At 29.5% G+C, this 15488-nt stretch carries 15 protein-coding genes; 14 read left to right on the top strand and 1 reads right to left on the bottom strand.

What is annotated here, in order from left to right; all coding sequences use genetic code 11:
- Position 1 precedes the first annotated feature (1 nt).
- From OREMA_RS0100075 to OREMA_RS0100010, 14 genes are all read left to right on the top strand, one after another.
- Positions 2–382, top strand: coding sequence for a desulfoferrodoxin (locus OREMA_RS0100075; protein ID WP_018247235.1), 381 nt, complete (start codon positions 2–4; stop codon positions 380–382).
- Between the two features lie 106 nt (positions 383–488).
- Entirely contained in the window at positions 489–1064 is a 576-nt protein-coding gene (gene rbr / locus OREMA_RS0100070; protein WP_018247234.1) for a rubrerythrin, read from the top strand.
- A 235-nt stretch (positions 1065–1299) separates the two neighbouring features.
- On the top strand, positions 1300–1920 hold the full coding sequence (locus OREMA_RS16840; RefSeq protein WP_018247233.1) for an HD-GYP domain-containing protein: 621 nt from the start codon (positions 1300–1302) through the stop codon (positions 1918–1920).
- A 320-nt stretch (positions 1921–2240) separates the two neighbouring features.
- Positions 2241–4103, top strand: a complete 1863-nt coding sequence (locus OREMA_RS0100060; RefSeq protein ID WP_018247232.1) for a methyl-accepting chemotaxis protein — start codon at positions 2241–2243, stop codon at positions 4101–4103.
- A 78-nt stretch (positions 4104–4181) separates the two neighbouring features.
- Complete coding sequence (locus OREMA_RS0100055) at positions 4182–4472, top strand: STAS domain-containing protein (protein ID WP_018247231.1); 291 nt, start codon at positions 4182–4184, stop codon at positions 4470–4472.
- 6 nt (positions 4473–4478) lie between these two features.
- On the top strand, positions 4479–4859 hold the full coding sequence (locus tag OREMA_RS0100050) for a response regulator (protein WP_018247230.1): 381 nt from the start codon (positions 4479–4481) through the stop codon (positions 4857–4859).
- A gap of 11 nt (positions 4860–4870) precedes the next feature.
- Positions 4871–6973 (top strand): chemotaxis protein CheA, encoded by a 2103-nt coding sequence (locus tag OREMA_RS0100045; protein WP_018247229.1) that lies wholly within the window; start codon positions 4871–4873, stop codon positions 6971–6973.
- A 103-nt stretch (positions 6974–7076) separates the two neighbouring features.
- Entirely contained in the window at positions 7077–7661 is a 585-nt protein-coding gene (locus OREMA_RS16835; RefSeq protein WP_018247228.1) for a chemotaxis protein CheW, read from the top strand.
- A gap of 2 nt (positions 7662–7663) precedes the next feature.
- On the top strand, positions 7664–8500 hold the full coding sequence (locus tag OREMA_RS0100035; protein WP_018247227.1) for a CheR family methyltransferase: 837 nt from the start codon (positions 7664–7666) through the stop codon (positions 8498–8500).
- A gap of 52 nt (positions 8501–8552) precedes the next feature.
- Positions 8553–9602 (top strand): protein-glutamate methylesterase/protein-glutamine glutaminase, encoded by a 1050-nt coding sequence (locus tag OREMA_RS0100030; protein ID WP_018247226.1) that lies wholly within the window; start codon positions 8553–8555, stop codon positions 9600–9602.
- A 15-nt stretch (positions 9603–9617) separates the two neighbouring features.
- A complete protein-coding gene (locus tag OREMA_RS0100025; RefSeq protein WP_018247225.1) occupies positions 9618–11603 on the top strand; it encodes a methyl-accepting chemotaxis protein in 1986 nt (661 codons plus the stop codon).
- Positions 11604–11616: 13 nt separating this feature from the next.
- A complete protein-coding gene (locus OREMA_RS0100020; RefSeq protein ID WP_018247224.1) occupies positions 11617–12105 on the top strand; it encodes a chemotaxis protein CheD in 489 nt (162 codons plus the stop codon).
- An 83-nt stretch (positions 12106–12188) separates the two neighbouring features.
- A complete protein-coding gene (locus OREMA_RS18060) occupies positions 12189–14303 on the top strand; it encodes a HAMP domain-containing methyl-accepting chemotaxis protein (RefSeq protein ID WP_018247223.1) in 2115 nt (704 codons plus the stop codon).
- Positions 14304–14458: 155 nt separating this feature from the next.
- Positions 14459–14680 (top strand): DUF5654 family protein, encoded by a 222-nt coding sequence (locus OREMA_RS0100010; protein WP_018247222.1) that lies wholly within the window; start codon positions 14459–14461, stop codon positions 14678–14680.
- Between the two features lie 48 nt (positions 14681–14728).
- Here OREMA_RS0100010 and OREMA_RS0100005 read toward each other — a convergent pair whose 3' ends face one another.
- A complete protein-coding gene (locus OREMA_RS0100005; RefSeq protein WP_018247221.1) occupies positions 14729–15298 on the bottom strand; it encodes a hypothetical protein in 570 nt (189 codons plus the stop codon).
- Positions 15299–15488 lie beyond the last annotated feature (190 nt).

Below are 15488 nucleotides of genomic sequence, written 5' to 3'. Positions count from 1 at the left end.
AATGGCAAATCAATTAAGAGAGATTTACAAATGTGAGCACTGTGGAAATGTTGTGGAATTTGTTCAGGCTGGTCCAGCTCCTTTAGTATGTTGTGGAGAAAATATGGTTAAATTAGAAGCTCAGACTGAAGATGCTGCTAATGAAAAGCATGTACCAGTTGTAGAAGAGGTTGAAGGTGGAGTAAAGGTAACTGTTGGAACTACTTTACATCCAATGACAGAAGAACATTTAATTAGATTTATTGAGGTATTAACTGAAGATAAGGTTCTTCGTGCTGAGTTGAAGGCTGGAGATAAGCCAGTTGCAGAATTTAAAGTTTCTAAAGATGAGATAGTTGAAGTTAGAGAATTCTGTAATATTCATGGTTTGTGGAAAGCATAGTAAAGTAGTAACTAGTAATGAGTGACAAGTAACCAGTAAAAAAAGTAAGATAGTAAGAAGTGTTAGTAATAAAGGTTAGTAAGTATAAACTTGGAGGATGATAATTATGGCTAGTGTAAAAGGAACAAAAACTGAAAAGAATTTATTAAAGGCATTTGCAGGAGAATCTCAAGCAAGAACTAGATATACATACTTTGCTTCTCAAGCAAAAAAGGAAGGTTATCGCCAAATTGCTAATATATTTTTAGAAACTGCCAGAAATGAAAAAGAGCATGCTAAAAGATTCTTTAAGTTCTTAGAAGGTGGAGATGTAGAGATTACTGCTGCATATCCAGCGGGAGTTATTGGAACTACAGAAGAGAATCTAGAAGCAGCAGCTGCTGGGGAGAATGAAGAGCATACTGAATTATATCCTCATTTTGCTGATGTAGCTGAAGAAGAAGGATTTGCTGAAATTGCTGCAGTATTTAGAAAGATTGCTGAAGTAGAGGTAGAACATGAGAAGAGATACTTAAAGTTATTAAAAAATGTCAGAGAAGAAAAAGTATTTGCTAAAGATGAAACTGTAAGGTGGAAGTGTGACAACTGCGGATATGTACATGAAGGAGAAGAAGCACCTAAGAAGTGTCCTGCTTGTGCACATCCTCAAGAATTCTTTGAATTAAAAGAAAAAAATTATTAATAAATTAATTTGTAAAAGGTTGAACTCTCTAGAGGGTTCAACCTTTTTTATTTATCAACTAAATCTCCTGATTTATCTAATATAAAAGTGCAAAACTGTGTGCTAGCACACAGTTTTATTATTCTAAGTATTATAAAATTAACTATATAAGTTAGAAAGTAGCTAAAAATTTATTTAGATCCTTTCGATTATACCTATCGGAGTTATGTTTATTTAAGAAAGGAAGGAGAGAAAAATGCTAGTAAGTCAAAATTTAGAAGAGGGATTAAAGAAAAGATTCTGTAGGGATGTTAGCAATTTTGATTTTTTTCTTTATTTATTAAATAAAATTCAAAGTTCAGATCAAGCTTTGTATCAACATAGCTTGAATGTATATAATTATTCATTACTTATTGGTGTGAACTTAGAATTATCCAGAAAAAGGCTTAAAGAATTAGCTTATGCAGCCTTATTTCATGATATAGGCAAACTAGATATCCCAAAGCAAATTTTAAATGAAGCAAGTAAATTGAGTACAAAAGAGTATCAAATAATTAAAGAACATCCAATTAAAGCTTCTAAATTTTTGAATGAAAGCAATAACTTAAAAAAGGTTGAAACTATAATTCTTCAACATCATGAACGTTATGATGGTAGTGGTTATCCTTATGGAGTTTCTAAAGAAGATATTTTGTTAGATGCTAGAATCTTGGCCATAGCTGATTCTTTTGATGCCATGACTACTGATAGATGTTATAAAAAAGGCTTAGGTGTGGTAGAAGCAATACTTGAGTTAGAAAGTTATGCTGGAAGTCAATTTGATCCTGGTTTAGTAAATTTATTTATAGGAATTTTAAAAGAATATTATGATTTGTAAGATAATATAGAAAAAAACAAAAATATAGATTAACAAATAAAAGTGTGATAAAAATCACACTTTTATTTGTTTTTTGAATGTTTTCAATAAAGGATCTAGTAGAGTTGATTTATTTTATATAATACAGTGCAAAAGAAATAAAATTTTAAAATAAAAGTGGTTTATTTTCCAAAAAAGAGAAAGGAAAAAGCTATTATATCAAGAAATAATAAAGTATATAATAATAAGTTTATATAATCAAGCCCTAGCAATACATATTTGTAATAATATTTGATCTTATTGATTATATTTCTTTAATGTTAATAGAAAGAGGTGATAACTTGAACAATTCAATCTCAATAGATAATAAAGGAAGTAAATTAAAGAAGATTAATAATATTTTAGATAATAATGTAGAGTTATTAGAGAAAATGATATCTAAGACTGAAGAATTTTATGGACACATTTCAGATAAATTACCAGAGATTGAAGAGGAGATTGATGGGACCATTGAAGAGACTGAATTATTAATTAATTACTTTATAGAAAATAACCATAGAGAATCTAGGTCAGCTAATTTTAAAATATCAGAAATTTTAGAAAATTTACAATCAAGAATTGCTAAAGTATATGAGGTTTTATCCTCAAGGTTTGAGGTTACCCATAGCTTAGAAGGGTTCATTAACAAAAGCGATGATGAACAGGCTGAATTTGTGAAATTATTAAATTTAATTCAAGAGTTAGAAGAGGTGTTAAATGATTTAGAAATTTTATCGATTAATGCAATTATATTTTCGGCCAAAACAGGAAGAGAAGGAGCTGGCTTTAGGGTAATATCAAATAAAATTAAGCAATTAACGAGCAATATCAAGGATAAATATCAACTTATTCAAGTAAGTATTTTAGAGTTGCAAAAATGGTACAAAAGTTTTGAAGGTGATTTAGAAGAATTAACTTCTTCTGAAGAAGAGGTGGCTAATAACTATAGTCTCGAAAGCCAAGAAATTTTTTCTGCTGTTTTAGATTCTTTATCAGGAATTTCGAAGTTATTGAAGGACTTTATGGATCATATCAAAGAGGTAGTAGAACCAATCTATGATATTATTATTTTATTACAGAACCAAGATATTATTAGACAGAATTTAGAAAATTTAATCGAGATTACTCAAAGTATGAAGGAAGAGATTGATAAATTAAATAGTAATGATTCCATTGATGAAAATCTAGATATCTTAATCTTTCTTAATGAAGTTTCTAATCTTTCCAAAAAGTTAAGTTCTAATATATTAAAACAATTAGATGACTCTTTATTTGAAATTAATAATAAATTCAATAAAATTAATTCAGATTTAATAGGTCTTGAGAAAGATGGTGAGGAGATAACTTCATTTCTAATTGAAGATAATAATAAAGAAGAGAAAAAAGATATGATAAGTATTGAGAGAATATATGAAAATTTAGATGAGTTTATCAATAAACTAGGAAAAAAATTAACTAAGATTGAAGGTAGATATTATAGTTTGGCAAAAAACGAAGGTGATTTTTATGATAATATGAAAGCTATTGAAGAAAGCTTTTATGAAACCAACAATATAGCTAATCAATTTACCAAGATTAAATTTTTAGCTAAAATTGAATTTTCTAGAATAACTAATAATAAACATTCCTTTGTTACAGATATAGAGTCCATTATAGAACAATTTATAGCTTCTAGTAATCATAATGATGAATTATATCATGAGTTAAAAGAGGAACTAGAAGATAACTATAGTCATTTTATAGAGTTGGCTATGAATAATCAGAAGTTAATAAAAAAATCTAATCAATTGATAGGACAATCAAAAGAAGACCTATTTTTGACTAAGAAGTTAATCAAAGAAGCAGTTCAAGGATTAAATAAAGCAATTAATAGACTCTTCTTGGAGGTTAAAGGTGTAAATAAAGAGATAGGAGATTGCTTTACTTTAAGAGAAGTAGGGGAAGAAGTTATAAAATCTTTAGAAACAATTCAAAGAGAAGTAGTAGAAATAAAGGACTACTATCTAGCCAAGATAGGTAAGAGTAACTGGAATAGCAATAATGAAAAATTAGAGAAGTTATTAGACAAATTTACAAGTTATATTGAGAGAAAGACAGCACAAGACGAAATGGTAGATTTAGAAGTTGATGTGGGAAGCGCGGGAGGAGAATTAACTCTATTTTAGAGAAAAAATAGAGTAATTAACTAAATTATAAGAGAGTAGTAAAATAATACTTATTATTAAGTAAAGGGGGTGTAGCTAGTGGTAAAAGAATTAACCTTAGAATTACCTAAAGAGTTAACTATATTTACTATATATCCCTTTAAAGAAGAAGTAATCAGTAAATTAGAAGAGAAAAAGAATTTAATCTTTGATTGTTATCAAGTTGAAAGGCTTGATGCTGCAGGAATTCAACTGCTCTTATCTTTAGAGAAAACATTTTTAAAGGAAAAGATTAGTCTCAAATTGGATAATATTAGTAAAGAAATCGAAGAAACATTGAAATTATTAGGAGTCAATGAAATTTTAGATTATGAAATGAGAGAGGAATGATATTCAATGTCCAAAAAAATATTAGTTGCAGACGATTCCAAAACAGTACGTTCATCAGTTAAATATACTTTAACAAAGGAGGGGTATGATGTCATATTAGCAGAGGATGGACAAGATGCTTTAGATAAATTAGCAGAGAATAGTTCAATTAGTGAAAGACCTAAAATGATTATTACTGATGTTAATATGCCAAAGATGGACGGAATCACCTTTACTAAAGAAGTAAAGAAGGATAGAAATTTTAAATTTATTCCAATTTTAATTCTGACAACAGAATCTCAGGATAAAATGAAGGAAGAAGGAAAGCAAGCAGGAGCAGCCGGTTGGTTAGTAAAACCATTCAATCCAGAGCAATTAATAGGTGTAGTTAAGAAGTTTGTTCGTTAGGAGGTGTAAAGATGGGGGAAGAAGCTTTAGTAAATATTTTCATTGAAGAGGCAAAGGAAATATTAGGAGAATTGGAAATAGACTTATTGCAATTGGAAAATGAAACTGAAAATCAAGAGTTAATTAATAAGATATTTAGAAGTATGCATACTTTAAAAGGAAGTGCAGGACTAACAGGTTTAAGCAAGATTGCTGATTTTGTCCACCATGCTGAAGATTTATTAGATCAAATTAGAAATGATTATTTAGAAATTAATGGGGAGATTATCAGTTTGTTATTAGAAAGTAGGGATATAGTTGAAGAAATGCTTCAAGAGATTATTAATCCTGGATATGTAATCGATGACCAGAAGATCCATGAGATTAGCAAATCTTTTAAGTGCCTTTTAAAAAGTAAAAATTCAGAAGAAGTTAATTTTAAGAATACAGCTAATAAATTAGAAAAATCAAAAGTTGACGAAAAAGTTTATCGAATTAAATTAAAATTGAATGAAAATGTTTTTGAAACTGGAACAGACCCTTTAGCATTAATTAAGGAGTTAGAAGATTTTTCTGAAGTTATAGATAATAATATAAATTTATCTAGAATTCCTGAGATATATGAAATGGATCCAGAAAAATGTTACCTTACTTTTACATTATTGATTAAAACTCAAGTTTCTATTGATAGAATAAAGGAAGTATTTATCTTTATTGAATTTGATAATGAGATTGAAATTGAAGAGATTACAGAAAATTTTGATTTTGATCAAGGCCTAGATATCAGTCTAGCTGATAAATTAACTGGAGAAATTTTAGTAGAAAAAGGTATTATAACAGAAGATGATGTTAAAGATGCATTAGAAGAACAGAAGAAATTAGGTCAAATTTTAGCTGATAGTGGGAAAGTAAGTGAAAAGCAGATTGAAAAAGTGGTTAAAGAACAGAAAGAAAGTAGAAATGTGCAAGAAAAAAGTAGTATTAAAGTTGATACAAATAAGTTAGAAAAATTAATGAATACTATGTCTGAATTAGTAATTAGCCAAGCTAAAGTAAGAGAGTTGGCTTTTAAAGAAGGTGGTCATAAGAATACAGAATTGTTAACTGCCTTTGATGAAGTAGAAAAATGGATTAAAGATTTACAAGAGGAGATTATGAAAGTAAGAATGGTTCCAATTGCTAATACTTTTATGCGTTTTAGAAGATTAGTAAGAGATCTTTCTCGGAAGCAGGGTAAAGAGATTGTATTAGATATCAGAGGTAAAGAAACAGAGTTAGATAAAAATATTATTGAAAAAATAGCAGATCCTTTAAAACATATGATTAGAAATGCTATTGATCATGGTATTGAGTTACCAGCTGAAAGGGAAGAAGCAGGAAAGAGTAAAGAGGGTAAGATTACTTTAAATGCTTATCATAAAGAAGGACATATTGTGATAGAAATTTCTGATGATGGTCAAGGTCTTGATAAAGAAAAAATATTAGAGAAAGCAAAGAAAAAGGGTGTTGTTGGCCAGAAGGATGATTTAAAGGACGAAGAAATATATAATTTAATATTTGCACCAGGTTTTTCTACAGCCCAGAAGATAACTGAAACTTCAGGTAGAGGAGTAGGAATGGATGTAGTTAGGAGTAATATTGAAAAATTAAGGGGAACAGTTAATATCTCTACTCGACTAGGTAAAGGAACTACCTTTAAATTAAAATTACCTTTAACGTTAGCAATTATTGATGGAATGGTAGTAAAAGTAGGTGAAGAGACCTTTATTATCCCATTAAATTCAATTTATGAGTTTATTCAACCATTAAAAAAAGATCTAAAGACGGTAAAGGGTAAAGGGGAAGTTGTTAAGGTTAGAGATGAATATATTACTTTAACTCGTCTACACAAAGTATTTAATTTAGAAGCTAAAGCAACAGATCCTACTAAAGCCATTGTAGTAATCGTTCATGATGAAGGCAAAAAGACCTGTTTATTGGTAGATGAGATAATTGGTCAACAACAGGCAGTGGTTAAGAGTTTGGAAGAGAATTATACCTATGTAGAAGGTATGGCTGGAGCTACTATTTTAGGAAATGGTAGTGTAGCAATGATATTGGATATAGCTACAGTTATTAAAATGGCGACAAGATAGGAAATTTGCTACTGTTAATAGCTATTAACTACTAGAAAAAATAAATAGCTAAAATTATAGGATGATAGATAATAGTCAATAAAAAAGTGGGGTGAATTTAATCATGAGAAAAACAGAGCAACAAGATAATACAATGAACATTTTGAATCAACAATTAACCAATATTTCTGCTGAGAATCAATTTTTAACCTTTAAAGTAATGGAAGAAGAGTATGGAGTAGATGTCTTAAAAGTTCAAGAGATTATTCGCTATATTAACCCAACTAAGATGCCTAATGCACCAGAGGTAGTTAAAGGAGTAATTAATTTTAGAGGTGAAGTAATTCCAGTTATTGATTTGAGAAAGAAATTTGGATTAGAATTACGAGATTATGATAATTTTACTGTAATTATAGTTTTAGAAATCAAAGATAAAATCGTTGGAGTTATAGTTGATCAGGTATCTGATATTATTAGTTTTTCTAAAGAAGATATTCAAGATGATTTAGACTTTGGTTCAGAAGTGGATATGACCTTTATTAGAGGTATGGCTAAATTAGAAGATAGATTAGTTATGTTATTAGAATTAAATAAGATAGTTTCTTTTGAAGAGTTTAGAAGAATTAATAAGTTAAATTCAAAAGAAAGTAAAGAAGAGACTACTGATTTTAAAGGAAGTGAAGAAGATATAAAAGAGATGGTGGATTAATTATGAATAGAAATTATACTCTTAATTATGATATTTTTCAAAAAATAAGTAGCTTAATTTATAAGTCTATTGGAGTAAATTTACATGACAAAAAAAGAGCAATGGTCAATTCTAGGCTTTCTAAAAGATTATATAAACTAGGCCTAACAAGCTTTGAAGAGTATTATCAATATCTAATTAATACCCCCCAGGAGTTATCCCAAATATATAATATATTAACTACTAATGTAACTAAATTTTTTAGAGAAGAATATCATTTTAAGTTTATAAAAGAGCAGGTGCTTCCTAGAATAGAAAAAAGAAATAAAAATAAAAGTATTAGAGTTTGGAGTGCAGGATGTTCTAGCGGAGAGGAGGCTTACAGTTTAGCTATTATACTTAGAGAATATTTTATTAATACAAGTTGGAATATTAAAATATTGGCCACAGATATTAACACTGATGTTTTAAAAACTGGGAAAGAGGGAATTTATTCTTATGATAAGGTAAATGCAATCCCTTATGATCTATTAAAGAAGTATTTTAAGTTAGGAAGAGGAAAACAAGCTAATCTATTTAAAGCTAAAGAAGAACTGCGCGATCTAATAGAATTTAAAAAATTAAACTTAAATCAACTTGAAGATAGTTCGATTAAAGATAATTTAGACTTTATATTCTGCCGAAATGTGTTTATTTATTTTAGGCCCAAAACTAGAGAGAAGATCATTAAGCAGTTTTATCAAAAATTAAAAAGTGATGGTTATTTATTTTTAGGTCATTCAGAGTCTATAAATAGTAGTAGACAGGTAGAACAAAAGTGGAGATCAGTTTATAAAACTACTTATCAGAAAATTACTTAAAATTATTATAAACAGGATCATAAAAACAATTGATGATAGGAGTTAAGATTAGATGAGTAAGAAAGTCAGAGTATTAATAGTTGATGATTCTCCAGTAGTAAGACAATTGTTGAAAAGTACTGTAGAAAGAAGTCCTAATTTAGAAGTGGTAGGAACTGCTAGAGATCCCTTTTTAGCAGTAAAAAAGATAAAAAAGTTAAGCCCAGATATATTAACTCTAGATGTAGAAATGCCTAGAATGAATGGTCTAGAATTTTTGAAAAGATTGATGATAGCTCATCCATTGCCAGTAGTAATGGTTAGTACTTTAACTTCTCAAGGTAGTCAAGTTACTTTAAAGGCTTTAGAATTAGGGGCAGTTGACTTTGTTGCTAAGCCTAATTTAGCTAAAAGAGAGATGAGAATAGAATTTCAAAGAGAGCTGCTGGACAAACTTGCAGTTGCTGCTAAGGTAGAGGTCAGAAAGTTAAAAGGATATAATATATCTACTAATTCCAAAGCTAATGCTCCAATAAAGATTAAAAAGAAAGTAAAGAATAGAATTATTGCTATAGGTGCTTCTACTGGAGGGGTAAGAGCACTTAGACAAATCTTACCTCAGATGCCAGATGATATTCCAGGGGTGGTGATTATTCAACATATGCCTAAGGAGTTTACTAAGACCTTTGCTGAAAATCTAAATCAAATTTCTAAGATCAAAGTTAAAGAAGCAGAAGATGGAGATCAAATTCTTGCTGGACAAGCTTTAGTTGCTCCTGGAGGTTATCATTTGGAAGTAAAAAAGCGTCGTGCTGGATATTATGTTAAATTGCTAAGAGGAGCAAAAGTTAATTATCAACGCCCAGCAGTAGATGTAAGCTTTAATTCCTTAGCTCAGCTTGCTGATTCGTCAGTAATTGCTGTTTTGCTAACAGGAATGGGAAGTGATGGAGCAAAAGGGTTAAGAAGAATTAAAGAAGTTGGAGGTTATACTTTAGTCCAAAACCAAGAAAGCTCTACTATCTTTGGGATGCCCAAAAGGGCTATAGAGATAGGAGCAGCAACAGAAATAGTAGCATTAAATCAAATAGTAGAAAAGATCATAAGTTATTTAAATGATTAAAGGAGGTAGTTTTTTATGTTAGACTTTATAAAAAGAAGATTAACAGTTAGAAATAAATTGCTTGTTTCGATTTTAATTCCATTAATAATTATTTTAGGGGGATTATTATATCAAAACTACAATTTAGTGATAGATAATGTGACCCAGACAGTTGAACAGAATGGTTTAGAACAGGTTAAAAATAATGGCCAAGTAATAAATAATTGGTTAGGGGCTAAGAAGAATGAAGTTAAAATCTTAGCTAATTCACTAGAATTGTCTTCTGACTGGGATCAAGAATTAGAAGAAGTATGGCCTATAATAGATAAGATAGAATCTAACTCTCTTAAAGGAACCTTTGCTAATTTAATGTTGATCAATTTAAAAGGTCAAGCTTGGACTACATATGATCAAAATATTTATGATTTAAGTACAAGAGATTACTTTAAGGAAATTAAACAAACTAAAGATTTAGTAATTGGTGATCCTGTTAATTCAAAATTAAGTGGTGAAGATGTTTTTGTAATTGCAGTTCCAATTAGAGATAAGCAAGGAAAAGTTGTATCATTTTTAGCAGGAAATGTTCTATTAAAACCATTACAGAAAATCATCAATAATTTTAGATTAGGTGAAACAGGTTATGCTTATATGATAGATGATAATGGCTTAACTTTATCCCACCCTCAAGCTAAATATGTATTTGATTTAAATTTATTGGATACAAGTAATGATCTTGTTAATAAAGAATTGGTCAGTATAGTAGAGAAAATGGTAGAAGAAAATTATGATGTAGCACGTTATACTTTTGCAGGAGAAGACAAATATGTTTATTATCATCCAATTGCTGGAGTTGATTGGTCATTAGGTTTAACAGTACCAGTTAAAGAGTTAACAGTAGCAGCAGATGAGATAGTTAGAAAATCAACTATTGGTTATATTATTTTATTTATAATTATTTCTTTAATTGTTTTCTTTATGTCTGGTTCTATTTCTAAAACTATTAATAAAGTTCAGCGAATCTTATCTAAACTAGCTAAAGGAGACTTTAGTGAAAAAGTTAAAGTAAAAAGTAATGATGAATTAGGTCAAATGGCTAGAAGTTTAAATAAGACAATTGATGATTTAAGTAGAGTTATGAAAATGGTGCAACAGGCTTCAATTAATGTAACTGATGCTTCTGATGAAATTGCTAGTGGTAATCAAGATTTATCACAGAGAACTCAAGAACAAGCCTCCTCCTTAGAGGAAGTGTCTGCTACTATAGAAGAAATTACAGCTTCAATCCAAGAGGTAGCTGCTAACTCTGAAGATACAGATAATCTATCTCAGCAGACTATGGAAGTAGTTGAGGAAGGTTCAGAAGTTGTGAATAGAACTATGAGATCAATGTCTGAGATAACGGCAAGTAGTAAGGAAATAGCTGATATCATTACAGTAGTTAATGATATTGCTTTTCAGACCAACTTATTAGCTCTTAATGCAGCAGTAGAAGCAGCTCGGGCTGGAGAACATGGTAAAGGCTTTGCTGTAGTAGCAGCAGAGGTTAGAAATCTTGCTGGTAGAACCGCTGAATCTGCTGAAGAGATAGAAAGGCTAATTACTAATATTATTAGCCAAATTGAAAATGGTAACCAATTGGTTGAAGAAACAGGTAATTCTTTATCACAAATTGTGGAGAATAGCAAACTAACATCTCAATCGATATCAGAGATTGCGGCAGCTATGGAAGAACAATCTTCTGCAGCTAATCAGATACAAGGGGCAGTTGATGAGTTAAATCAAGTGACTCAACAGAATGCTTCTATGGTTGAAGAAATGTCTAGTGCTAGCGATTCTTTAAATGATGAAGCTGAAGAGTTATTAAAGATTATTAAGAGATTTAAATTAAACTTACAAGTAGGAAATATTAATATTGAGACTGATTTTGAAGAAAGAGTCAATGAGAATTATCAACAAGAATTTGATCTTTTAGAAGAGAATAGTAGAATTGATTTTAATGAAGATGATTTTGAAAGGTTCTAAAGAATAAACAATTATGATTACTAAAAGAAAAAGAATTAAAGAGATTTTTGCTGGAGACATCTATGTATTTAAAGATAATAATTTAGTAATTTCTACCTTATTAGGTTCTTGTGTAGCAGTATGTTTACTGGACTCCAATAATTCGATTTATGGTATGAATCATTTTATGTTACCTACTAAAAGTTATAGTAGAAGTAATAATAACAGAGCTAAGTATGGAGTAGATGCAATAGCTTTATTATTAGAAAGAATGATTCATTTGGGAGCAAATTCTAAAAATTTAAAGGCAAAGATTTTTGGTGGTGGACAGGTTGCTAAAATTCAATATAGTAATATAGCTTTAGAAAATATTAAACTAGCACGAGAAATTCTTAGTAAAGAGAAGATTCCAATTATTGCAGAAGATGTTGGGGGCAATTATGGTAGGCAGATTTATTTTTGTGCTGGTGGTAGTGTTTATTTAAGAAAAATAAAAAATATACTGCCGAAGATACTATACTAAATATAAGATTACTAGATAGTTATTGTAATTAAATTTTATGTTGGATCGTAAGTATTCAAATTAAATCTAAGGGGGGCAGTAATATGTTTAAAAATTTGAAAGTAGGAAGCAAATTAGGATTAGGTTTTGGCATAGTAATTATTTTAGCGGTTATTGTAGGAGGATTTAGTTATCTGGGTTTCAATAGAGTAGAAAATAAGGTAGAAATTGCTGATGATGCTAATCGAATGATTAAGTATATGAAAGGAATTAGAACTCAAGAGAAAAACTTTATTTTACGAAATAATGAAGAGTATCTTAGTAAAGTTAATTCTGAAGTGGAAGATATGATTCAACAAGCAAGAAATACCAAAGATAAGTTGGACAAGCAAGAAGATAGAACTGTTATGGATAATATTATTAATAATATAAATGATTATAAAAAAGCTTTTGATAAATACGAAGAATATTATCAAAAGGAAGAGAATGCTGACCAGAGTATGGTCAAATCTGCTAGGAATGCTATTCGAATTGCCGAAGATTTCAAAAAAGAACAAAAGGTAGAAATTAGTAAAGTGATAAATAATAATCAAAGTATAGAAGTTATTAATAGAGAACTTGAAATAGCATATGATGCCAATAGAATAATTAAGGGAATTTTAGATACACGAATTGAAGAAAAGAATTTTGTTATCAAAGAAGATCAGAAATATCTAAAATTATTTGATGAAAATATTCAAGAAATCACTACTCAGGTTGAGCAAATTAAAGAAAAGCTTTGGGAAAAAGATAATAATCGAAGTGATATAAACAATATTATTAAAGCGGTTAATAATTATCAAGTGGCGTTTAATAATTATGTACAAGCTATAGAAAATGAAAAAACAGCAGAAAGTACTATGGTAAGTAAAGCTAGAGCAGTAGAAAATGAACTAGAAGGTTTAAGAAAAAAATTCAAAACAGATATGCAAAATCAAATTAACACTACTAATGTTATTAATTTAATTCTTTTAATAATAGTAGTAGCAACTGGAATAGCTATCGCCTGGGTTATAACGAAATATATTAGTAGAACAATTAAAAGCATTAGAAAAGTTTTGGCTAAAGTAGAAGATGGTGACTTTAGTGAAGAGGTTGAATTTGATAGTGATGATGAGCTAGGTAAAATGGCTAAGAGTGTTAATAACACAATTAATTCTTTGCAGGAAATAATCCGTGATATTGAAAAAGTATTAGCCCGAGTGGCCGATGGAGATTTTACTCAAAAAGTTTCTGTTGATGCTAAAAATGAACTTAAGAAGATGTCAGATAATCTTAATGAAACTATCGATTCTTTGAATAAAGCATTATATCAAGTACAAGAATCATCGGCAACAGTTGGTAATGCGGCTGATGAAATCTCTATGGGAAATCAGGATCTATCAGAAAGAACTCAAGAGCAAGCATCTTCATTAGAAGAGGTATCAGCAACAATTGAGGAAATAAATGCTTCTATTCAAGAAGTAGCAGCCAGTTCAGAAGAAGCAAATGATTTTGCTCGAGATAGTAAAGAAACTGTTAATAAAGGTTCTGAAATAGTAGATGAAACTATGAGATCTATGTCTAAGATTACAGCAAGCAGTAAGGAGATAGCTGATATTATTACAGTAGTTAATGATATTGCTTTTCAAACTAACTTATTAGCTTTAAATGCAGCAGTAGAAGCTGCCCGAGCAGGAGAACATGGTAAAGGTTTTGCTGTAGTAGCTGCAGAAGTTAGAAATCTTGCTGGTAGAACTGCAGAATCTGCCAAAGAAATAGATAAATTAATTAATGCTATTATTGGACAGATTGAAGAAGGAAATGACTTAGTAGAGAAGACAGGATATGCCCTAAAAGAGATTGTAGAGAATAGTAATCAAAGTTCTCAAGCAATTGAAGAGATAGCAGCTGCTATGGAACAACAAAGTTCAGCAGCTAATCAGATTCAAGAAGCAGTAGAAGAGTTAAATCAAGTAACTCAAGATAATGCTTCTATGGTAGAGGAGATTGCTAGTTCTAGTGAAGTTTTAAATGAAGAAGCTAAAGATATGTCTCAAATAGTTAATAGATTTAAATTAGATTTGAATAATAATAAATTTGATTATTTAGAAAGCACTAAAAGTAAAGTGAAACAAGAAGAGGTAGAGGATTTATCTAAAATGATGAATCTTGATGAGGATGATTTTGAGAGATTTTAATAAGTAATTCATAAATCCCGGCAAATTAATTTGCCGGGATTTATGAATAGTGCTATAAAATTGTGAAGTAAAAGATAGTTTAGACTAATAGAAGATCACCCTAAATAGGTAATTTATTACCCTGGTTTATCATAGTCTTTACAGAGGTGATTTTTTTGAAGGATAAACTTCTAGAACAGATGCTTACTATGTTTAGTGCTGCTCTAGCTTTTGTAGCAGCTTTGGCTTGGAATAATGCAGTGCAGGGTCTTTTTGACACTCTGTATGTCCTAGAAAAAGAAGGGGTTATAGCTAGATTTCTATATGCTATTATGATAACAGCTTTTGTAGTTTTATTAACTACAATTTTACGGAATTTATATAATCATGATGATTAATACTTATTTAAAGTAGAAGATAACAAGCAGAAAATTGATTCTATTTGATTATAACTTAAAACTGGCTATACATTTTTTTTCTGGATCTAGAGTAGGTCGCCAAATTTGAATTTCTTTTGCCTTAGTAGATATATTCTGTGGGATTCCATCAAGTGTTAAACATAATTCACTAAGATCTTTTTCAGGAATTTTATTTTTAGCAAATTGATTACTGATTAAACTCATATGAAATTCCCATTCATTATAATTATCAATAGTTGATATTCCTAGTTCAGTTAATCTATTATGCAGTTTGTTGCTTAAATTAAGCAAAGATTCTGTTTTATTTACTTGAAGCACTAAAAACTTTTCTTTTATTTGTAGGCATTTAAAATTATTGATCCTAATATCAATTTCATCAATTTTTTTGGAGATATCTCTTATAATATTTTTAGCAGAATTAAGAGCATCTTTATTTATTCTATCTAGGGTGATATGTAGTTGAGGATAGATTCCACCTTCATATAGATTATATTGCTCTGAAATATCTTTTTGAAGCTTCAGTGCAGGGTTTAAATCCTTTCTTTCAGGGATTAAAACAATGAATAACTCTTCTTCTAAAACTGCGGGTTTAATCAAATTAAATTCCTCCAAATAAGAACGTCAATAATAAATGATTTATATATATTTTACTATATTGCAGAGGTTATATCAAATAATCTATGGCTTAGGATAGTGTCAAGTTTCTGTAGGTAAAAGTTTAAAACTCCTCTTTTGATAATTAAAGCAATGACTTTACTGCTTTAAACAGTCTAGTTCTTACTCCTTT

The organism is Orenia marismortui DSM 5156 (assembly GCF_000379025.1).
GTDB lineage: Bacteria > Bacillota > Halanaerobiia > Halobacteroidales > Halobacteroidaceae > Orenia > Orenia marismortui.
This window is presented reverse-complemented; position numbering and strand designations above follow the sequence as displayed.

What these genes read in the sequence shown, in the direction of transcription:
- OREMA_RS0100075 (WP_018247235.1), top strand. Translation starts at nt 2, where the DNA reads ATGGCAAATCAATTAAGAGAGATTTACAAATGTGAGCACTGTGGAAAT.
- rbr (WP_018247234.1), top strand. Translation starts at nt 489, where the DNA reads ATGGCTAGTGTAAAAGGAACAAAAACTGAAAAGAATTTATTAAAGGCA.
- OREMA_RS16840 (WP_018247233.1), top strand. Translation starts at nt 1,300, where the DNA reads ATGCTAGTAAGTCAAAATTTAGAAGAGGGATTAAAGAAAAGATTCTGT.
- OREMA_RS0100050 (WP_018247230.1), top strand. Translation starts at nt 4,479, where the DNA reads ATGTCCAAAAAAATATTAGTTGCAGACGATTCCAAAACAGTACGTTCA.
- OREMA_RS0100045 (WP_018247229.1), top strand. Translation starts at nt 4,871, where the DNA reads ATGGGGGAAGAAGCTTTAGTAAATATTTTCATTGAAGAGGCAAAGGAA.
- OREMA_RS16835 (WP_018247228.1), top strand. Translation starts at nt 7,077, where the DNA reads ATGAGAAAAACAGAGCAACAAGATAATACAATGAACATTTTGAATCAA.
- OREMA_RS0100035 (WP_018247227.1), top strand. Translation starts at nt 7,664, where the DNA reads ATGAATAGAAATTATACTCTTAATTATGATATTTTTCAAAAAATAAGT.
- OREMA_RS0100030 (WP_018247226.1), top strand. Translation starts at nt 8,553, where the DNA reads ATGAGTAAGAAAGTCAGAGTATTAATAGTTGATGATTCTCCAGTAGTA.
- OREMA_RS0100025 (WP_018247225.1), top strand. Translation starts at nt 9,618, where the DNA reads ATGTTAGACTTTATAAAAAGAAGATTAACAGTTAGAAATAAATTGCTT.
- OREMA_RS0100020 (WP_018247224.1), top strand. Translation starts at nt 11,617, where the DNA reads ATGATTACTAAAAGAAAAAGAATTAAAGAGATTTTTGCTGGAGACATC.
- OREMA_RS18060 (WP_018247223.1), top strand. Translation starts at nt 12,189, where the DNA reads ATGTTTAAAAATTTGAAAGTAGGAAGCAAATTAGGATTAGGTTTTGGC.